This is a genomic window from Methylobacterium sp. D53M, assembly GCF_053345625.1.
In genome coordinates this window covers 193,717-212,454 of record NZ_JBKFAL010000003.1, presented here as the reverse complement: position 1 = coordinate 212,454, position 18,738 = coordinate 193,717, and the positions used below count along the sequence as shown (strand labels likewise).

16 protein-coding genes are annotated in these 18,738 nt (G+C 73.9%); 4 read left to right on the top strand and 12 right to left on the bottom strand.

What is annotated here, in order from left to right; genetic code table 11:
• The first annotated feature begins 24 nt into the window (after positions 1-24).
• The 3 genes from ACLBYG_RS08435 to ACLBYG_RS08425 all read left to right on the top strand — a co-directional run bounded on the left by ACLBYG_RS08435 (position 25) and on the right by ACLBYG_RS08425 (position 5,317).
• Positions 25-1,416: a TadE/TadG family type IV pilus assembly protein gene (locus tag ACLBYG_RS08435; RefSeq protein ID WP_447681195.1), complete on the top strand. Its 1,392-nt coding sequence runs from the start codon at positions 25-27 to the stop codon at positions 1,414-1,416.
• 53 nt (positions 1,417-1,469) lie between these two features.
• The gene (locus ACLBYG_RS08430; RefSeq protein WP_020092209.1) at positions 1,470-2,507 is read left to right on the top strand and encodes an HD-GYP domain-containing protein; all 1,038 of its coding nucleotides are present in this window, start codon (positions 1,470-1,472) and stop codon (positions 2,505-2,507) included.
• Positions 2,508-2,593: 86 nt separating this feature from the next.
• Positions 2,594-5,317 (top strand): ATP-binding protein, encoded by a 2,724-nt coding sequence (locus tag ACLBYG_RS08425; RefSeq protein WP_447681194.1) that lies wholly within the window; start codon positions 2,594-2,596, stop codon positions 5,315-5,317.
• A gap of 268 nt (positions 5,318-5,585) precedes the next feature.
• Here ACLBYG_RS08425 and ACLBYG_RS08420 read toward each other — a convergent pair whose 3' ends face one another.
• The 8 genes from ACLBYG_RS08420 to ACLBYG_RS08385 form a co-directional block, all read right to left on the bottom strand.
• Positions 5,586-6,830: a capsule polysaccharide transporter gene (locus tag ACLBYG_RS08420; RefSeq protein WP_020092207.1), complete on the bottom strand. Its 1,245-nt coding sequence runs from the start codon at positions 6,828-6,830 to the stop codon at positions 5,586-5,588.
• Between the two features lie 306 nt (positions 6,831-7,136).
• Positions 7,137-7,331 (bottom strand): helix-hairpin-helix domain-containing protein, encoded by a 195-nt coding sequence (locus tag ACLBYG_RS08415; protein ID WP_020092206.1) that lies wholly within the window; start codon positions 7,329-7,331, stop codon positions 7,137-7,139.
• Positions 7,332-7,398: 67 nt separating this feature from the next.
• A complete protein-coding gene (locus ACLBYG_RS08410; RefSeq protein WP_447681193.1) occupies positions 7,399-7,857 on the bottom strand; it encodes a response regulator in 459 nt (152 codons plus the stop codon).
• Positions 7,854-8,972, bottom strand: coding sequence for a sensor histidine kinase (locus ACLBYG_RS08405; protein WP_447681268.1), 1,119 nt, complete (start codon positions 8,970-8,972; stop codon positions 7,854-7,856). Before ACLBYG_RS08405 ends, ACLBYG_RS08410 begins: the two co-directional genes overlap by 4 nt.
• Positions 8,973-9,174: 202 nt before the next feature.
• On the bottom strand, positions 9,175-9,942 hold the full coding sequence (locus ACLBYG_RS08400) for an FkbM family methyltransferase (RefSeq protein WP_447681192.1): 768 nt from the start codon (positions 9,940-9,942) through the stop codon (positions 9,175-9,177).
• Positions 9,943-10,071: 129 nt separating this feature from the next.
• Positions 10,072-10,569: a peptide deformylase gene (locus tag ACLBYG_RS08395; protein ID WP_447681191.1), complete on the bottom strand. Its 498-nt coding sequence runs from the start codon at positions 10,567-10,569 to the stop codon at positions 10,072-10,074.
• A gap of 86 nt (positions 10,570-10,655) precedes the next feature.
• Positions 10,656-11,594 carry a sigma-70 family RNA polymerase sigma factor gene (locus ACLBYG_RS08390; protein ID WP_447681190.1) on the bottom strand — a complete coding sequence of 313 codons (939 nt, stop codon included), beginning with the start codon at positions 11,592-11,594 and terminating at the stop codon, positions 10,656-10,658.
• A 62-nt stretch (positions 11,595-11,656) separates the two neighbouring features.
• Positions 11,657-12,406, bottom strand: a complete 750-nt coding sequence (locus ACLBYG_RS08385) for an SDR family oxidoreductase (RefSeq protein WP_447681189.1) — start codon at positions 12,404-12,406, stop codon at positions 11,657-11,659.
• 237 nt (positions 12,407-12,643) lie between these two features.
• On the opposite strand from ACLBYG_RS08385, the gene ACLBYG_RS08380 reads away from it, so the two are divergent.
• Positions 12,644-14,248, top strand: coding sequence for an ATP-binding cassette domain-containing protein (locus ACLBYG_RS08380; protein WP_447681188.1), 1,605 nt, complete (start codon positions 12,644-12,646; stop codon positions 14,246-14,248).
• A 62-nt stretch (positions 14,249-14,310) separates the two neighbouring features.
• Here ACLBYG_RS08380 and ACLBYG_RS08375 read toward each other — a convergent pair whose 3' ends face one another.
• From ACLBYG_RS08375 to ACLBYG_RS08360, 4 genes are all read right to left on the bottom strand, one after another.
• Entirely contained in the window at positions 14,311-15,267 is a 957-nt protein-coding gene (locus ACLBYG_RS08375; protein ID WP_447681187.1) for an adenylate/guanylate cyclase domain-containing protein, read from the bottom strand.
• 8 nt (positions 15,268-15,275) lie between these two features.
• The gene (locus ACLBYG_RS08370) at positions 15,276-15,521 is read right to left on the bottom strand and encodes a hypothetical protein (RefSeq protein WP_447681186.1); all 246 of its coding nucleotides are present in this window, start codon (positions 15,519-15,521) and stop codon (positions 15,276-15,278) included.
• Positions 15,522-15,810: 289 nt separating this feature from the next.
• Positions 15,811-17,112, bottom strand: a complete 1,302-nt coding sequence (locus tag ACLBYG_RS08365) for a glycosyltransferase (protein ID WP_447681185.1) — start codon at positions 17,110-17,112, stop codon at positions 15,811-15,813.
• Between the two features lie 308 nt (positions 17,113-17,420).
• Entirely contained in the window at positions 17,421-18,671 is a 1,251-nt protein-coding gene (locus ACLBYG_RS08360; protein ID WP_447681184.1) for a cytochrome P450, read from the bottom strand.
• Between the last annotated feature and the right edge of the window lie 67 nt (positions 18,672-18,738).

Genomic DNA, 18,738 nt, shown 5'->3' with positions numbered 1-18,738 from the left:
GCGTCCATTTCCCTGTTCTGGAGAGTGCTCCGCGCCGGCCCGCGGGCCCTGACGGACCGGTCCGGCTCGGTCGCCCTGACCTTCGGCCTGAGCGCCGTGGTGCTGCTCGGCCTGACCGGGGGCGGCATCGATTACGCCCGCCTCGCCTCGCGGCGCAGCCAGCTCCAGAACGCGGCCGATGCCGGAGTCCTCGCGGCCGGCAACTACCTCAAGCTCGCCGTATCGACCTCGGCGGCGGCCAAGAGCATCGTGGTCGACACGGTCCATGCCCAGGCGGCGCCGCGGCCCGAGAGTCCCTACGCCCTCCGGGTCGACGTGGCGGACGACAAGACCAGCGTCGCCACGACGGTCGACGAGACCGTCAAGCTCGCGTTCGGCGGCTTCGTCGGGGTGCCCACCGTCAAGGTCTCGGTCCGCTCGACGGTCCGCGTCGTCGGCAAGATGCGCCTGTGCCTCCTGACACTGGACCCGCTCGCCGCCGGCGCGTTCGAGCTGGAGAAGAGCGCCGAGGTGACCGCCCAGGATTGCTCGCTCTACAGCAACTCGCAGAGCCCGCGCGGCATGGTCGGCAAGGACAGCGCCTATGCCCGGGCGCAGACGATCTGCACGGCGGGCGGCTTCGACGGCGCCCGCGCGAACTTCGCGCCGCCGCCGCAGACGGGTTGCCCTCCGATCCAGGACCCCCTGAAGGACCGGGCAGCGCCGCCGGTCGGCGCGTGCACGGCGATCCCGTCCTCGGCGAACAGCAAGCGCGCCACCGGCGGCAACCTCGTCGACCAGAGCGTCACCCTCGATCCGGGCACCTATTGCGGCGGCCTGTACATCACCAAGAACGCCTCCGTGACGCTGCGCGCCGGCATCTACGTGATGAAGGACGGCCCGCTCATCGTCGACAAGAATGCCGCCATGACGGGGACCGACGTCGCCTTCTACTTCACCGGCAACAAGGGCGGTCTGCTCTTCGACAAGAAGACCACGATCAGCCTGTCGGCGCCGACCACCGGCCCCATGGCCGGCCTGCTGATGATGGAAGAGCGCACGGTCAGCGATCCCGTCGACCCCGCGGCGATCCTCGCCGGCCTGGTCGACCAGATCGTCACGCCGCTGCTGCCTGCGCCGCCGCCACCGTCGCCGACCCCGCCGCCGCTGGCGGCGACCAAGCCCATGCGGACCTACCGCATCATCAGCGACAACGCGCGGACCATGCTGGGGACGCTCTACCTGCCGGCCGGCCGCGTGGTGATCGACGCCGACAAGCCCGTCGCCGACCAGTCGGCCTACACGGTGATCGTGGCCCAGCAGGTCAACCTGTACCAGGGCCCGAACCTCTATCTGAACGCGAATTACGACGGGACCAGCGTGCCGGTGCCGAAGGGGGTCGGACCCCTCTCGGGCAAGCTGCTGCTGTCCCAGTAGGGAGGACGCGATGCGGATCCTGCGTCGACTACTCGTCGCCTGGGAGTGACACGGTGCTCGCGCTGATCCTCGACGATTCCGAGATGAACAACCTGCTGATCATGCAGGCGCTCAAGCCCGTGGCCGACTGCGAGCCGGTCGCCTTCACGTGCCCCGTGACGGCGCTCGACTTCCTGCGGGCGCATGTCGACCGGATCGGGGTCGTCGTCACCGACTACGACATGCCCGGCCTGACGGGCCTCGAGGTGATCGCGGCGGCGCGGGCGGTCCCGGGCTTCGCGCACGTGCCGATCGTGATGGTGACGAGCCTCGACCAGCGCAGCCTGCGCCACGAGGCCCTGCGCGCCGGCGCGACCGACTTCCTCGGCAAGCCCTGCGATCCCGTGGAGATCCAGGCCCGCATCACCAACCTGATGAAGATCAGCGCGGCCCACCGGCAGGAGCAGGACCGGGCCGCGTGGCTCGCCCGCGAGGTCGCGGCGGCGGTCGCCGTCATCGAGGCGCGGGAGCGCGAGATCATCGCCCTGCTGATGCGGGCCGCCGAGCACCGCGACACCGATACCGGCGACCACATCGCCCGGGTGGCCGGCTACGTGGGCGTCATCGCCCGGAACCTCGGCTTCGGCCCGGAGGAGATCCGGATCCTGAAGCTCGCCTCCACGATGCACGACGTCGGCAAGATCGGCGTGCCCGACGCGATCCTGCTCAAGCCCGGACCGCTCTCCGCCGAGGAGCGCGCCGAGATGGAGAAGCACGCCGAGCGCGGCCGGCGGATCCTGGAGGGCAGCACCTCCGACGTCGTGCGGCTCGCCGCCGAGATCGCCGAGAGCCACCACGAGCGCTGGGACGGCACCGGCTACCCGAAGGGCCTGCGCGGCGAGGGGATCCCGCTCTCGGGCCGCATCGTGGCTGTGGCGGACGTGTTCGACGCCCTGGTGACCGAGCGGCCCTACAAGGCGGCCTGGCCGCTCGAGCGGGCGCGGGCCTTCGTGGCGGACCAAGCCGGCCGCCACTTCGACCCGCGCTGCGTCGAGGCGTTCCTCGCGGGCTGGGACGCGGTGGCGCGGACCTGCCTGCGCGCCGCCGCCTGATCCGCTCCCCGGTACCGTCTCCCTTACCGCCCCTCCCCGTCCCTCCCCGCGACCGGGCCCGACCGGGCCACCTGAAGGAGCCGAGCGTGCATCTCGCGTGGCTGAGGCCGAGGCGCTCCCTGGCGGGCCGGCTGGCTCTGGCGGTGACCGGCGCCGTCACGGCGGCGCTCGTCCTGGCGGCGGCCCTGTCGGTCTGGCGCGAGGTCGCCCGCTACGCCGCCGACAAGCAGGCGGCGCTGGAGGCCGTCGCGCAGGTCTTCGCGCATGGCGGCGCCCGGGCCACCGCGGCGGGCGACGCCGACGGGGCGGACGCGTCGCTGCGGGCGATCGGCAAGGTGCCGTCCATCGTCTACGGGGCGATCGAGCGTCCGGACGGGTCCGTGCTCGCCGAGCAGGGGATCGGCCTGCGCCTGACCCGGGACGCCGCCCAGGACGGCGCGGACCTGTCGCTCCTGCACCTGCTCGCCACCCGCAGCCTCCAGGCGACCGCGCCCATCGTGGAGAACGGGGTCCCCGTCGGCCGGGTCGTGCTGATCGGCGAGACCGACGACATCCTCGGCCATCTCTGGGCCGCCGCGCAGAACGCCGCGCTGGCGGCGCTGCTCGCCGTCGCGATCGGCGTCGGCGTGTCGCTCTACCTGCAGCGCAGCGTCACGCGCCCGCTCGCCGCCCTCGCCCGCACCATGGAGGCGGTCCGCCTGCGCCACGACTACGCGCAGCGCGCGCCCGTGGGCGGCGACGACGAGGTCGGCGCGCTGGCGCGGACCTTCAACGACCTGCTCTCCGCGGTGAACGAGCGCGATCACCGCCTCGCCGCCCACAGCGCCCACCTCGAGGCGGAGGTCAGCGCCCGGACGGCCGACCTGAGCGAGGCCAAGCAGGCCGCCGACGCCGCCAACGCCGCCAAGTCGGCCTTCCTGGCCACGATGAGCCACGAGATCCGGACCCCGATGAACGGCGTCCTGGTCATGGCCGAGCTGCTGGCGGGGTCCGACCTGCCGGCGCGCCAGCGCCGCTACGCCGAGGTCATCGCCCGGTCCGGCCGGTCGCTCCTGGCGATCATCAACGACATCCTCGACTTCGCGAAGGTCGAGGCGGGCAAGCTCGAGCTCGAGCGCGTGCCCGTGAGCCCCGCGGAGCTCGCCGACACCGCGGTGACGCTCTTCGCCGAGCGGGCCCGGACGGCCGGGCTCGACCTCGCGGCCGAGGTCGGGCCGGAGGTGCCGCGGGCGATCCTCGGCGACCCGGTCCGCCTCGGGCAGGTGCTGAGCAACTTCGTGTCGAACGCGCTGAAGTTCACCGAGGCCGGCCACGTCGCCGTCCGGATGACGGTCGATGCCGCCGACAGGTGCCTCGTCATCGCCGTCTCCGACACCGGGATCGGCATCCCGCAGGACAAGCTGGCGACGATCTTCTCGGCCTTCTCGCAGGCCGACCAGTCGACGACCCGCCGGTTCGGCGGCACCGGCCTCGGGCTCTCGATCGCCCAGCAGATCGTCGCCGCGATGGGCGGCACCGTGGCGGTGACGAGCCGCGTCGGCGCCGGCTCGACCTTCTCGGCGCGCATCCCCGTCACGGTCGCCGAGCCGGCCCGCCCGGTCCGGCGCCGCGACGCGGTGCCGGCCGCGATCGCGCTCGACACGGCCGGTCCCGCCACCCGCGCCGCCCTCGCGGCCGGCCTGCGCGCGGCCGGCTTCGCGCCGGTCGCGCCGGGGAGCGCCGCCGACCACTGGATCGGCGACGCGGCCGCCCTCGTGGCGGCGGGCCGCCGGCCGGACCGGGCCGTGCGGGTGCTCGCGGTCGCGGGACCGGGCGACGGCGCGGCCGACGCGGCGCTCCGCGCCGGTCTCGCCGACGCGGTGCTGCGCTGGCCGGTGACCCAGGCGGAGTGGCAGCCCGTCCTGGCGGCGCTGGCGGCGGGCGACGCCCTCGCCGCGGCCGCCTCCCCGGCCTCGCCCGCCGGCACGGACGAGGCACTCCCGCGATTCCCGGCCGCGCGGGTGCTCGTCGCCGACGACAGCGCGGTCAACCGCGAGGTGGCCCTCGAGGCGCTGGCCCGCTGCGGCGTGACCGATGTCGTGACCGTCGAGGACGGGGCCGCGGCGGTGGCGGCCGCCGAGGCGCAACGCTTCGACCTGATCCTGATGGATGGCAGCATGCCGGTCCTGGACGGCTTCGCGGCCGCGCGGCGGATCCGGCAGCGCGAGGCGGCCACCGGCGGGCGCGTCCCGATCGTCGCCCTCACGGCGCACGTCCTCGGCGAGGCCGCCGACGCCGCGGCGGTGGCCGGCATGGACGGGACGCTCCTGAAGCCCTTCACGCTGCGGCAACTCGCCGACCTGCTGCAGGCGCAAGTCCCGGCGCTCCGCGTCGCGCCGGCTGCCGCCGCGGCGCATACCGTGACGCCGGCCCCGGTCGCTCCGCTCGCCGCGCCGGCCGTCGCGAACGCCGCCGACGACCTCATCGACGCCGAGGTGATCGACGGGCTGCTCGGCCTCGGGGACGGCGCCTTCCTCGACCGCGTCCTCGACCTGTATCGGGCGCAGGGTCCGGTGGCGCTCGCCGGTCTGAGAGCCGCCCTCGCCGCCTCCGACCAGCCGGCGATCGCCCGGGCCGCGCACAGCCTCAAGTCGATGAGCGCGAATGTCGGCGCGCGCGTCCTCGTGGCGCGGCTGCGCGTCATCGAGGAGGACGCGCGGAACGCGGCCTGCGCCGAGCGGGCGGACACGTGCGACGCCCTGGACAGCCTGCTCGCCGCGACGATCCGCGGCCTCGAGGAGCGGACGCGGTCCCGGGCGGCGGCCGCCTAGGATCGTCGCGAGCGACCCCGGCGGCCGTCGGCCCGGCAAGTCGAGCCGTTCAGGAAAAGTATTCTATCGAGAGACCGCCCGATTTCGCAGACCTGCCCTGCGATTCGGCATCTGGCATGCCAGCAGGGTCCGCCGTACGGTTGCGCTTCCTCCCAAGCACTCCCTCAGCCCGCCCGGTTCGCCGCGGCGGGCTTTTTCGTCGGCGCTGCCGGCGGGCCGCGGGCCGCGGACCGTCCCGACCGCGTCCGCGCGCCGACCCGGCTCGGGATCAGGTAATGAGCATGCGGCGGGTGAACATCGCGGCCGCGAACAGCACGGCGGCGCCGGCGGTGATGATGCTCGTCATCAGGATGCGGCGCGGCTCGGTCGAGGACCCGGCCTTGATGGGCTCGACGATCGGCACCAGGGCCACGACCTGCTGCTGGGCCACGATGCGGGCCCGGTCATAAGCCAGCTGCACGTCGCGGTGATACTTCTCGGCATTCTCGCGCTCGTGCTCGAGATCCTCGAACCGCGTGAGCGCGTCCGAGAGGCGCCGCTTCTCGGTCGGCGCGGTGCCGGCCAGCTGCTGCTGGACCCGCGCGATGTTCGCGTCGAGATCGCCGATCTGCTGCTTCAGGTCGACGATGCTGCGGGATTGCGGGCCGAGGTCCCGCTGGAGCACCGCCAGCTGGACGGCGAGCTTGGTGCGCGTCTCCCGCAGTTCCGAGACCGACTTGATGGTGGCGGTGTTCGACTTGATGACGTCGAGCACGCCCTCGCGGTTGCGCAGCTCGTTCAGGGCGGCGTTGGCCTTGGCCTCGCGCTCCTCCGCGAGCTTCAGGACGCGCGTGCTCACGTCGAGGGCGTCCTTCCGGGACGGCAGGCTGAGGTCGTTCAGCATCCGCTCCGTATCCGTCATGACCGCCTTGGTGATGGCGAGCGACTCGTCGGGATCGAAGGCCTCGACGGTCAGCGACATGATGCCGGACGCCGATTCGACGTCGACGTCGACCCGGCGGCGCCAGTACCGCAGGAACTTCTCGACCGGCTTCTCCGGGTTGAAGCGGGAGAACATGTCGATGTCGTCCCGACCGAACCACGCGCGGATCGGGAGTTCCGCCGCGACCGCTTCGACCATGGGCCGGCTGTGGATGTATTCCTGCGCGATGAGCGTTTCCTGGGCGACGGTCGCCTTGATCACACCGGCATTCGTGCCGACCGTGTCGGGCGTCGCCTTGTCGGCGGTGCCGATGGTCGGCCGGATCGCGAACCGCGCCTCGGTGACGTAGCGGTCGGAGGCGATCAGCCCGTAGTAGATCCCGGCGGCCAGGGTCGGCAGGACGAAGCAGACGACGAACAGGAGCGGCAGCCAGGGGTCGCTTTTGACGTGGCTCTGGTACGAGCGCACGCCCTTCTTGGTGTCGGGCAGGCCCGGGAGGCGCGCGAACTGCCGCAGCGACTGCGCGATCACCTTGTTCCGGTCGATGCCTTTCAGAGGCCGGCCCTGGGCTTTCTCGACCTGCATGTCCATCGTTGCTTCTCGAAGCTCGGGCTTGCGCGGGCGTCGTCGACCCGCGCGGCTTTCACGCCGCTCGCGCAGCCCATCACACGGACAGGCGGCGAAAGCATGTCAGCCGCGCCGTGCCCCCTCCCCCGTGCGGGAGGGCGTTGGGGAGCGGCAGGACGCTTCGAGGTGGAGCGCGTGGTGGAGCCGCTGGGTCCGGATGTGCCTCGTCCGGACGGACCTGATCCCCGACCGGGCGCTCCGCGAGAGCAGACCTCTCCCGACGGATCTCGGGCCTGACCGAGATCCGCGCCGGACCGGTCGGGACCGGCGCTAAGGACTGTCCGCGATCGTGACCTGATCGGCGACACCGTCGGTCTTGCCGCTGAGGCCCGGCACCTCGTCGAGCTGCCGCAGGCTGGTGAACCGGCCGCGCTCCTCCCGGTAGCGCACGATCTCGAAGCCGTGGCCCTTGAGTGCCGGAACGCTGTCCAGCTCCTCGGCCGTCGCCGTGTTGAGATCGATCACGGTGGTGCCCTTCCGCGCCGGTCGGCGCCGTACTCGGTCGCTCCGGTCCCGCGCCGGCCCGGGCGCCTCAGCGGATCGGATCGGCGCGGAACTGCCCGTGGGCGGGCTCGGACGCCCGACAGCGGCAGGCGGGTGGCAGGCCGGTCGGGCCCGTGCGGTTCGGCCCCTCACGGCTCAACAGGCGCAGCAGAAGATGCTCGAGCGGCGCCGCCTGGTAGGGCTTCTGGAGCACCGGAACCGCCTGATAGGCGGCGTCCAGGCCGTGCTGCCCGTACCCGGTGGCGAACAGGAACGGCGTATCGCGCGCCAGCAGCAGGTCGGCGACCGGGTAGCTGCGCGCCTCGCCGAGATTCACGTCGAGCACCGCCAGATCGAACGCCTCGGTCCGGGCATGGGCCAGGGCCTGCTCGAGGCGCATCGCCACCACGACCTCGCAGCCCAGGTCGAGCAGCATGTCCTCGGCGAGCATGGCGACGAGGCTCTCGTCCTCGACCAGCAGGATCCGGCGTCCGGCGAGCGGCGTCATGGCGCGCGCGGCCGTTCGACCGCCTCCTGGCCGATCCAGCCGAGCCGGGTCAGCGGGATCCGCATCTGGCAGGTCGCGCCCGCCGGCGCGAAGGTGATCGCCGCGCTGCCGTCGAACTCCAGCGGCAATTGCCGCTCGATGAGCCGTGAGCCGAACCCCTTCCGGGTCGGGGGCGTGACTGGCGGGCCACCCCGCTCCTCCCAGAGCAGGTCGAGCTGCTGACGGCCGTCATCGCGATCGTGAAGGGACCAGGTCACCGCGACCCCGCCCTCGGGCGTCGACAGGGCGCCGTACTTCGCCGCGTTGGTCATCAACTCGTGGAGGGCCATTGCCAGCGTCACTGCCACCTTAGGGTGCAGTCGCGCGTCCGGCCCTTGTAACCGGAAACGGCCGGCATCGACCTCTGCCAAAAGGTGGGGGGCGAGCGCGCGCTCGACCACGCCGCGCAGGCTGGCGCTCTCCCAATTGTCCTCGACCAGCACGTTGTGGGCGTTGGACAGGGCCGCCATCCGGGCGTCGAAGACGGCGCGCGTCGTCTGGTCCGTCTGCCCGCGGAAGGTCTGCGCGGCGATCGACTGCACCGTGGCGAGAGTGTTCTTCACCCGGTGATTGAGCTCGTTGATCAGCAGGCGTTGGCGCTCGGCGGCCGCCTTCTCCTCGCTGATGTCGCGGACCTCGATGATCGTCCCGATGATGTTGGTCGCGTCGTCGCGGATCGGGCTGGCAGTGAACGCCACGGGGAAGAAGTGCCCGTCCCTGTGCACGAACACCTCCTCGCCGCGCTCCTGATTGTTCTCCGGGAAGGCGCGGTCGATCGCGCACTCCTCCAGCGGGAAGGGCCTTCCGTCCGGGTAGGTGTGGTGGACGATGTCGTGCAGCGGGCAATCGCGGGCGAGGACTTCCCGCAGCGTCCAGCCGGTCAACTGCTCGGCGGCGCGGTTCATGTAGATGCAGTGCTGGCGGTCATCCATCAGGAAGATGGACACCAAGGCGTTGTCGAGGACCGCGTTGAGGCGACGCTCGCTCTCGAAGAGCTGGCCCGACCCACGCCGCAGGCTCGCCAGCGGCGCGCTGGCGGCGGACGAGGATTGAAACGGCTGCCGCGAGTTCGGCACGGTCACGACCCTTCACGCGGGTTGATCTGAGATACCCTGCGCGCGATCCTGGTGGACCTTCGGGACTGGGCACGGTGGGTGGCTGGCCGCGCCGGACGGCCTAGAGGTGGGAGCGTGCAACGCACCATGCGGAGCCGTTGTTCCGCCGCGCGGACGGTCCGGCCGCGCCGTTCCGCCCGGGTCCATAGCACGCGGGTCCGGATCACGCGGGTCCGGGCTCCGGGCGGCGCGCGAACAGAGCGGCCCAGTCGGCTCGACGCTCCTGCGGGACGAGGAAGAAATCCCATGTCACGTAGTCGCTGACCGCGAGCCACGTGCTCGCATCGTCGATCAGGTTTCCGGTGATGTCCGCGCAGATGTAGCCGTGGCTCTCGGCGAACCGGTAGAGGGAATCCTGCGCGTGCCCGTAGGCGGAGTAGCCGGCCCAGCCGTACTCCACGCTGACGATCGGGCGGCATCGCCGGAGGAGCTGGGCCGCGCCGCTCAGAGCGTTCAACTCCCCGCCCTCGATGTCCATCTTGATGTAGGCCACCGCGGGGACGTGACCGAGGGCGGTATCGAGCCTCTCCGTCCTGACCTTGATGGTCTTGGACGTGATGGCGGGACTGCTGAAGTAGCGGGCGAGGAGCCCGCTCTCGCCGGGCACGCTCGCGACCGTGAAATCGGTGCGCCCCGCCGCGTCGGAGAGGGCGAGGTCGTGCAGCTCGACCTCGGGTCGTCGGCCGAAACGCCCCACCAGATCCTTCATCAGAAACGGGATCGGCTCGAAGGCGTGGACCTTGCCGGTCGGGCCGACGATGTCGACGAACGCGACGAGGTGGAGCCCGGTATGGGCGCCGACGTCGACGACGACATCCCCCGGAGCGAGGAAGCGGCTGTAGCCCTGCCGCAGGATGCGCTCGTAGTCCGGGACCTGACCGGCGTCATGAACCGCCCTGAAGGCGTTGGCGGCGGCCACGGCAGGATGCATGCGCAGGGTCCGTTCAGAGGGGACGAGTCCGGAGGGTCGGCGAGGTCGCGCCCATGGTAGCCCGCCCCGCGCCGGCTCTACCAGCGCGCCGCGGCGGGGTGCCGACGCCCGCCGCGAGCCCCGACCGGATCAGGCGGGCCGGCCCTTCCCGAACCGCTTCAGCAGTCGCTCGCGCTTCAGGCGCGACAGGCGGGCGATCCAGAACACGCCGTCGAGCTGGTCGATCTCGTGCTGGAGGACCGCGGCCGGGAAGCCCTCGGTCTCCTCCTCGTGGGCGGACCCGTCGAGGTCGCGGTAGCTCAGGCGGATGCGGGCGGCCCGGGTGATCCGCTCGCGCACCCCCGGCATGCTGACGCTGCCCTCGTCGTGGGCCTCCGTGTCGGGGGACGCCCAGGACACGACGGGGTTCACGTAGACGCGGGCGCTCTCGTCCGGCGACATCCGCACCACCACGAGGCGCGCGGGGACGCCGATATGCGGGGCGGTCAGGCCGATGGCGCTCTCGGCCATGAGCGTGTCCCGGACGTCGTCGGCGAGGGCCCGCAGGGCCGCGTCGAACGCGTCGACCGGTTCGGCCGGGCGCGTCAGGCGGGGATCGGGAAACAGGACGAGCGGGCGCGCCGGCATGGTTGATCAGTCCGCGTGGGTCGTTTCACCAGCGGCGCCGCGAGGGCCCGCCGCGCGCCATGCAAGCCGCGCCGCGGGGCGGATCGTCAAGACCGGCGCGCCGCAGGCCCGCCCGCGTTGCCGGGTCCCGGGCCGGCCGCGACGGCGCGCGCGACGTGGCGGAGCTTGTCGGGATTGCGCGTGATGTAGATGGCGTCGACCCGGCCGTTCTCGATCGCGAGGGCCGTCGTCTGCAGGAGGCCGCCGCGCTCGCGGGTGACATAGCCCGGAAGCCCGTCGATCCACACGAACCCGACCAGCGCCGCCCGGCCGTCGCCCCACTTGCGCCGCGCGCCCGCGTAGAGCCGGAGCAGGCGCTCCAGCCCCCGGATCGGGTTGACGAAGGCGAGCACCTTGCCGCCGCCGTCCGAGGCGAGCGTCACGCGGTCGGCGAGCAGAGTCCGCAGCCCCGCGACATCGCCGCTCGCGGAGGCCTCGAAGAACGCCCGGGCGACGCGCTCGCCCTCGTCGCGCGTCACGGGATAGCGCGGGCGCGCGGCCCGGACGTTCCGGCGGGCGCGCGCCGCGAGCTGGCGCACGGCCGGCGCCGCCCGCCCGAGCGTCTCCGCGACGTCGCCGAGCGGCAGGCCGAACACGTCGTGGAGCAGGAAGGCCGCGCGTTCCAAGGGAGACAGCCGCTCGAGCGCGAGCATCAGCGTCAGCGTGAGGTCGTCCTCGTCCACGCCGTCCGCCCCCGGCTCGACCGGCGGCTCGATCAGCGGTTCCGGCAGCCAGGGGCCGACATAGCTCTCCCGGCGCGCGCGCGCCGACTTGATCTGGTCGAGGCAGAGGCGCGTCACGACGCGCGCGAGGAACCGGTCGGGCGCCGCGACCCCGCTCCGGTCCGCGGCGACCCAGCGCAGCCACGCGTCCTGCACGACGTCCTCGGCCTCGCTGCGCGAGCCGAGCATGCGGTAGGCGATGCGCAGGAGCCGGGGACGGTGGGCCTCGAAGGCGGCGGTCCCGTCCCCGTGCCCCGGCGGCATGACCGGACCGGAGGCCTGATCGCGTCGGGGCGGAGCCCGCCCGCGGGGAAGGTCGGGTCCCGTCATGCCGTCGCGAGCCAGGTCTCGAAGCGCGTACCCCCGAGGCGGGCCGCGGCCGCGTCGTCGGGGACCAGGGAGCCTCTCGCCAGCGCGGCACCGAAGTAGCGGGCCGCGGCGTCGACCGTCACCGCGCGGCCGTCGCCGGCGGCGGCCACGCGCCGGGCGACGAACGCCCGGAACGGCAGCCGCTCCGGCCCCGCGACGTCGATCGTCCCGTCGGCGGGCGCGCCGACGGCCACCGCGGCGAGCGCCGCGGCCACGTCCGCCGCCGCGACGGGCTGGAAATCCGCGTCCGGCACGAGGATCCGCTCCCCGACCGCGAAGGCTTCGGCGATCGTCGCGACGAACTCGAAGAACTGGGTGGCGCGGACGATGGTGTAGGGAAGGCCCGAGGCCGCGATCAGCCGCTCCTGCGCGACCTTCGCCCGGAAGTAGCCGTTGCCGTCCGCGCGGTCCGCGCCGACGATCGAGAGGGCGACATGGTGCTTGACGCCCGCCTGCCGGCCGGCGGCGAGGAGGTTGCGGCTCGAGCGCTCGAAGAAGTCGCGCACCGCCGCCTCCTCGAAGGAGGGCGCGTTCGCCACATCGACCACGGTGTCGGCGCCGACGAGAACCTGGGTCAAGCCGGCGCCGGTCACGGCGTCGACGCCCGTGCTCGGGGAGGCCGGGACGGCCTCATGGCCCGCGCGCTCCAGCTCGGCCGTCAGATGCCGGCCGATCAACCCGCTGCCGCCGATCACCACGATCTTCATGACGTCTGTCTCCCGCGCGGACCGGGCCGAGGGGCACCCTGCCGCTCCGGCGTCCCGGTCGGCGACAGGACGATGCAGCATCCCGGTTTGTGACATCCCGCCGCAAAAAGCGACGGCCGCGGCGTTGCGAGAGGCCGCGACCGGCGCTACGGAGGCCCCCCGACGGAGCCGAGACGCCGATGAGACTGACCCTGACTGCAACGCCGCCCCGCCTTGCCGCCAGGACCGTCTCTCCGCATGCCAGCACAGCTCTCCCTCTTGAACCTCGCGTGGACCGCGCCTGACGGGCGCGCCGTCCTCTCCGGCATCACCGCCAGCTTCGGGCAGGAGCGGACCGGCATCGTCGGCCGCAACGGCGCCGGCAAGAGCACGCTCCTGAACCTCCTGGCGGGCCGCCTCGCGCCGACGGGCGGCAGCATCCACCGCGAGGGCACGGTCGCCCTGCTGCGCCAGTTCGCGGGCCCGACCGCCGACGAGACCGTCGCCGACCTGTTCGGCGCGACGGCGGGCTTGGCGCTGCTCCGCCGCGCGGAGGCCGGTGCGGCGGAGGCCGACGAGCTCGCCGCCGCCGACTGGACGCTCGCGGAGCGCCTGACGGGAGCGCTGGCGCGGATGGGCGTGGCGGTGGACCCCGACACGCCGCTCTGGCGCCTCTCCGGCGGGCAGCGCGCCCGCGCGGCGCTGGCGGCGGCGATCTTCGCCGCGCCGGATTTCCTGCTCCTCGACGAGCCGACCAACGATCTCGACCGCGACGGGCGGCGGGCGGTCCAGGAACTTCTGCAGGCGTGGCGCGCCGGCGCGATCGTGGTCAGCCACGACCGGGCCCTGCTCGACGCGATGGACGCGATCGTGGACCTCGCGCCGGGGGAGGCGACCCGCTACCGGGGCAATTTCGACGCCTTCCGGCAGGCCAAGGCGACGCGTCTCGCCGCGGCCGAGCACGACCTCGCGGTCGCCGAGAAGCGGGCGACGGACCTCGCCCGCCGGGCGCAGGAGCGCGTCGAGCGCCAGCAGCGCCGCGACGCGGCCGGGCACCGCCGCTCCGCGAAGGGGGACCTGCCCCGGATCCTGGCCGGGGCTCGCCGGGACAACGCGGAGCGGACCGCGGGCGGGAGCGCGCGCCTCACCGAGCGCCAGCGCGCCGGCGCCGAGGCCGATCTCACGGAGGCCCGGGACCGGATCGCGGCGGTGAAGCCGGCCGCGATCGCGCTCCCGCCGAGCGGGCTCCACGCCGACCGGCGCGTCCTCGCGCTCACCGACGTGACGGTCGGCTACCGGCCGGGTCAGCCGGTCCTGCGGGACGTGTCCCTCGCGGTCACGGGTCCGGAGCGCGTCGCCCTCTGCGGGCGGAACGGCTCGGGCAAGTCGACCCTGCTCGCGCTGGTCGCCGGCCGCCTCAGCCCGTGGTCGGGCCGCGTCTCGGTCGGGGGGCGCGCCGCGCTGCTCGACCAGCGCCTCGACCTCCTCGACCGAGACCGGACTGTGGCGGAGAACTTCGCGCGTCTCAACCCGGAGGAGGACGCGAACGGGTGCCGGGCGGCACTGGCGCGGTTCCAGTTCCGGGCGGCGGCCGCGGACCGCCCCGTCGCGGCGCTGAGCGGCGGCGAGCGGGTCCGGACCGCCCTCGCCTGCGTGCTCGGCAACCGCGCGCCCCCGCCCCTCCTGATCCTCGACGAGCCGACCAACCACCTCGACCTGGACGCGGTCGAGGCCCTCGAGGCCGGGTTGGCGGCCTATGACGGCGCGCTGCTCGTCGTCAGCCACGACGCGGCCTTCCTGGACGCGTTGGGGATCACCCGGCGCGTCGACCTCGACGACCTCGCCGACCGGCCCCGCGTCTGAGGGCGGTATCCGGAACGGCGGCGGGACGGGACGCGTTCGCCGCCCCCTGCCCCGCCGGGTCTTCAGGAGGCGTCGGTTCGGTCCGCACGCGTCCCGGCCGGATCGAGCCGGAGGGTGAACAGGCGCAGGACGGTGCGGCCGCCGCGCACGGGCCCGACGGCGACGATCCGCGCCCCGCCGGACGGCGCCGCCCGGACGACCGCCTCGGAGGCGAGGCAGTCGCAGGGCAGCGCGCGGGTCATCTGTTCCAGCCGATGGGCCACGTTGACGGTGTCGCCGACTGCCGTGAACTCGACCCGCTCCGCCCCGATGACGCCGATGAAGACCGGGCCGCGATGCAGCCCGATGCCGACCCGCACCGGTGGCAGGCCGGCCTGTCCGCGCTCCCGGCTCCAGGTCGCCATCGCGGCCGCGAGCGCGCGGGCCGCCGCGACGGCGCGACCGGCATCCCCGGGCGCCGCGTCCGGCACGCCGAACACCGCCATCACCTCGTCGCCGACGAACTTGTCGACGAAGCCGCCCGCCGCCTCGATCGCCCGCGCGGCGCGGGACCGGAACGCGGCGAGGAACGCCGCGACCTCGCCGGGCGCCATGCCCTCGCAGAGGCGGGTGAAGCCGCGGATGTCGGCGAAGAGCACCGTCGCCTCCTGCTCCCAGCCGGGGCGTCGGGCGGCGCGATCCGTCTCGGCGACCCATCGGGCGACCGTCGGCGCGGTCAGGCGCGCGAGGTTGTTCCGCTGCCGCGTCGCGGCGCACGCGGCGCCGCGCAGGCGCTGCACCCGCAGCGAGAGCCATGCCAGGGCGAGCCCGCCGAGCCCGACCGTGACGGGCTCGGGCGTCGTCGTGGCCGCGAGCGCCAGGAGCAGCGGCAGCGGCGCTGCGGCGAGGAGCTGGCCGCGCCCCGCCGCCGCGACGGCGAGGTGTCGGCGGAGGGGAACGGCCCGCGCCCGTCGCCCGACACCGCCAGCGAGCCCGGAACAGGCGTCCGCCGTGTCCGCGCGGGGCTCCCGCAGCGCCATCGCGGGCATCAGCAGCGCGAGCAGACGCGGGCGATGATGCGCTGCGCCCGGGAATGCTCCCGCTCCACGGCGGGGGAGCGGAGGTCTAGATCCGTCCGGAACGGGCGTGTCCGGGCGATCGCCGCGACGCTCGGGACGTCGGGCTGCGCGAAGCGCGGGACCGGCTGCGCCGGCGCGGCGGTCGGGGCCGCCAGGACTGTCAGCATCGTCCCGAGCGCGGTGGCTGCGGCGGCCCGTGTGCGGTGTGAGATCATGATCTCGTGCTCCTCGTGGTGGAGCGTCCGAAGTAAAACTCCGATCTTTCACCGCGATTTCGGCGGATCGGAAAACAATGACAGCAGACATGCGGCGCGAACAACGGACGGGCGCGGGATCGTTGCCGGGACGGTCGTGACCCGGGTCCGGGCTCGTCGCCCCGACAGTCGCCCCAATGGTCGCCCCGACACGCGAACGGCATCCGGTCCGCCGGACCGGGTGCCGTGATGGGCGCGGATGCGGGGGCTGTCCCCGCCGGGACGGTCCCGCGCCGGGTGCGGCGGACGCTCAGGCGGCGCTGCGCGCGCGGCCGCCGTGGCTGGACAGGAGCCGCAGGATCTCGGCCTTCGCGTCGTAGGCGGCGAACTCGGCGGCGAGGCGCCGCGCCTCCCGGCGATGGCCGGGCGCGTCGAGCACGGTCCGCACCGCCTTCCGGATCGCCTCCGGCGTCGGGTCATTCGCGGCGAGGTCGATCCCAGCCCCCGACCACGCGATGCGGGCGTTCACGTCGGCCTTGTCCTCGGTGAGGCCGGCGGCGACGAGGGGGATCCCGTGGCTCAGGGCCTGGTTCACGCTCCCGTAGCCGCCGTTGGTCACCATGGCGTCGACCCGGGGCAGCAGCCACTCGAAGGGCAGGTAGGGCGAGAGCCGCGCGTTGGCCGGGATCGGGCCGGGGATCGCGTCGAGCCCCCGGCCGCCGCCCGTCACCACGGTCAGGATGTCGGGCTCATCGGCGAGGGCCCGGAGGGCGGGGCCGACGAGCAGGCCGAAATCGTGGTTCGCGACCGTGCCCTGCGTGACCAGCACGACCTTGCGCGCGCCGTCGAGGTCGCTCGCCCAGGGCGGGAGCGCCGCCTGCCCCGGGACGATCGGCAGCGCCCCGATGAAGCGCACCGTCGGCGGCAGCGGGAACGGGTACTCGAAACTGGGGACGGTCAGCTGCAGGTAGGTGTCGGCGAGCCGGACCACCGCGTCGAACAGCGGCCAGGGCGGGGCGGCCCGGCCGAGTTCCGCCAGCTTGGCGGCGAGGCTCAGCCCGACCGGCCGGTCGACCGCCGCCTCGTAGGCCTCGGCGATGCGGCCGTAGGCGGCCTCCTGCTCGGGCGTCTCGGCCGGCGGGAGACCCAGGAAGGCCGGAGCCCGGTCGGGCCGCGCGCAGTGCAGGATCGACGTGCCGCACAGGACGATGGCGGGGCGCTCCGCGCGCGGCCCCAGCAGCAGCGGCAGGGCGCCGAAGAACATGTCGTCGCCGATCACCAGCGAGGCCGGGAAGGCCCGGAGCGCCGCGCGCAGGCCGCGCGCCTGGTCGGGGATGCGGTCGACGAACACGCGCTCCATGGCGACGCGCAGCCAGTCCGGTCCCGGCGCGATCTCGGCCAGTTCGGGCACGACCGCGCGGAGGTCGCGGCCGTCGAAATCCGCCGCGCCCGGCAGGGCCATGAAGCGGGCGCCGGCCGCCACGATGCGGTCGCGGAAGGCCGAGCCCGAGAGCACCATGACCTCGTGGCCGTCCGCGATCAGCATGTGGGCGATGGCGAGGAGGGGATTGAGATGGCCCGTGGCGGGCGTCGAGCAGAGGAGGACCTTCATCGCTTGTCCTTTCCGTGGGGGGCGTGAGGGCGCCGCGATCGCGGCGCGATCGCCGGGGCGTCCGGGAGCGAGGCTGGGGGCGGTCCGTTACGGCGTCGCTGCGGCGCGGGGCCGAAGCGGCTACGGCTGCAACGGGCGCGCGTCGGACGCGCGGGAGACGGCGCGACAGGGTCGCAGCGGTCCGGAGGGGCGGCGACTCCGGTCGAGGCAGCCGCGCCCTGGTCCCCCTCCCGTGCGGGAGAGGGACCTCGCTATGCGCGGCGAAGGGCTCGGCGAGCGCCGCCGTCCCTATCCGGTCGGGAACGGCGCTAGGCGGCGACCCGCAGCGCGTCGATGCGGCGGATGCCGCTGTGGCCGCGGAGGACCGGCATCGCGCCGGTCAGGCGCAGGCGCGGGGCGAGGCGCAGCACGGCGCCCAGTCCCTCCTCCAGCTCGACCCGCGCCAGGGCCTCGCCGATGCACCGGTGCGCGCCGCCGCCGAAGACCGGGTGGAGGCGCGGGAGGTCGGTGCGCCGGATGTCGAACGTGTCGGGACGCGCGTAGACCGTCTCGTCCCGCATCGCCGACAGCGTCGAGAGCAGCATCAGGCTTCCGGCCGGCACGACGTGCCCGTCGAGGGGAATGTCCTCCCGGGCGACCCGGCCGGCGGAGCCGGCGCTCGGCTCGTAGCGGAGCGACTCCGCCACCGCGGCCGGGATCAGGTCGGGATCGCGGCTGACCGCCGCCCACTGCTCGGGATGCTGCAGCAGCAGCGCCACCTGCATGGCGCCGGCGACCCGGGTCGTGTCGGTGCCGCCGATGATCATCTGCACGAGCTGGATCACCACCTCCTGCTGCGTGAGCTCGCCGGCGGCCTCGGTCTCCGCGAGGAAGCGCGACAGGAAATCGGCGCGGGGCGCCGACCGGCGCGCGGCGAGGATCCCGGCCACGTAGTCCTGCAGCGCGACCGCCGCCGCCTCCAGATCGGGGATGTCCTCCGGTCCGAAGGTGAAGCTCAGCACCCGGGAGACCTCGTAGGCGAGGTGCGTGAACCGCGGGATGTCGTCCCGCGGCAGGCCGAGGATGTCGGCGATGACCTGGGCCGGGATCTGCGCGGTGTAGCGCGCGACGAGGTCGACCTCCCCGTCCCCCAGCCAGTCGCGGACGAGGCCCTCCGCGGCGACGCGGATCCGGGGCCGAAGGCCTTCGATCAGGCGCGCCGCGAAGGTGCGGGTGAAGGGCGAACGGCGCCGGCGGTGGACCGCGCCGTTGGCCGTGAGCATGCCGTGCGCGAAGATGTCGAACAGCGCCCCCTCGGGGATCGCGCGCGACTCCGGATAGAGCGTCTCCGTGGCTTGGGCGCGGGGGTCGCGCATCAGCAGGTCGACGTCGCGGGCGCGGAGGACGAGGACGCCCGCGACCTCGTGGCCGACGAAGGGCAGCCGCGGCCGCCAGGCGCGGTAGACGCCGTGCGGGTCGGCCTCCAGCTCCGCCACCGTGAGCGTCGGGACGCCGGTCGGGACGCGGTTCGGTGTGCCGGTCGGGCCTGCCTGCCGCGTCAGATCTTCGGTCGCATTCATCTGTGCGTTCTCGCTGCTGTGTTGCGCGAGAACTCTCGGAAGCCCGGACTACAGGATGATTGCGGGA

What these genes read in the sequence shown, in the direction of transcription:
- ACLBYG_RS08420 (WP_020092207.1), bottom strand. Translation starts at nt 6,830, where the DNA reads ATGGACATGCAGGTCGAGAAAGCCCAGGGCCGGCCTCTGAAAGGCATC.
- ACLBYG_RS08410 (WP_447681193.1), bottom strand. Translation starts at nt 7,857, where the DNA reads ATGACGCCGCTCGCCGGACGCCGGATCCTGCTGGTCGAGGACGAGAGC.
- ACLBYG_RS08400 (WP_447681192.1), bottom strand. Translation starts at nt 9,942, where the DNA reads ATGCATCCTGCCGTGGCCGCCGCCAACGCCTTCAGGGCGGTTCATGAC.
- ACLBYG_RS08395 (WP_447681191.1), bottom strand. Translation starts at nt 10,569, where the DNA reads ATGCCGGCGCGCCCGCTCGTCCTGTTTCCCGATCCCCGCCTGACGCGC.
- ACLBYG_RS08390 (WP_447681190.1), bottom strand. Translation starts at nt 11,594, where the DNA reads ATGCCGCCGGGGCACGGGGACGGGACCGCCGCCTTCGAGGCCCACCGT.
- ACLBYG_RS08385 (WP_447681189.1), bottom strand. Translation starts at nt 12,406, where the DNA reads ATGAAGATCGTGGTGATCGGCGGCAGCGGGTTGATCGGCCGGCATCTG.
- ACLBYG_RS08380 (WP_447681188.1), top strand. Translation starts at nt 12,644, where the DNA reads ATGCCAGCACAGCTCTCCCTCTTGAACCTCGCGTGGACCGCGCCTGAC.
- ACLBYG_RS08375 (WP_447681187.1), bottom strand. Translation starts at nt 15,267, where the DNA reads ATGGCGCTGCGGGAGCCCCGCGCGGACACGGCGGACGCCTGTTCCGGG.
- ACLBYG_RS08370 (WP_447681186.1), bottom strand. Translation starts at nt 15,521, where the DNA reads ATGATCTCACACCGCACACGGGCCGCCGCAGCCACCGCGCTCGGGACG.
- ACLBYG_RS08365 (WP_447681185.1), bottom strand. Translation starts at nt 17,112, where the DNA reads ATGAAGGTCCTCCTCTGCTCGACGCCCGCCACGGGCCATCTCAATCCC.
- ACLBYG_RS08360 (WP_447681184.1), bottom strand. Translation starts at nt 18,671, where the DNA reads ATGAATGCGACCGAAGATCTGACGCGGCAGGCAGGCCCGACCGGCACA.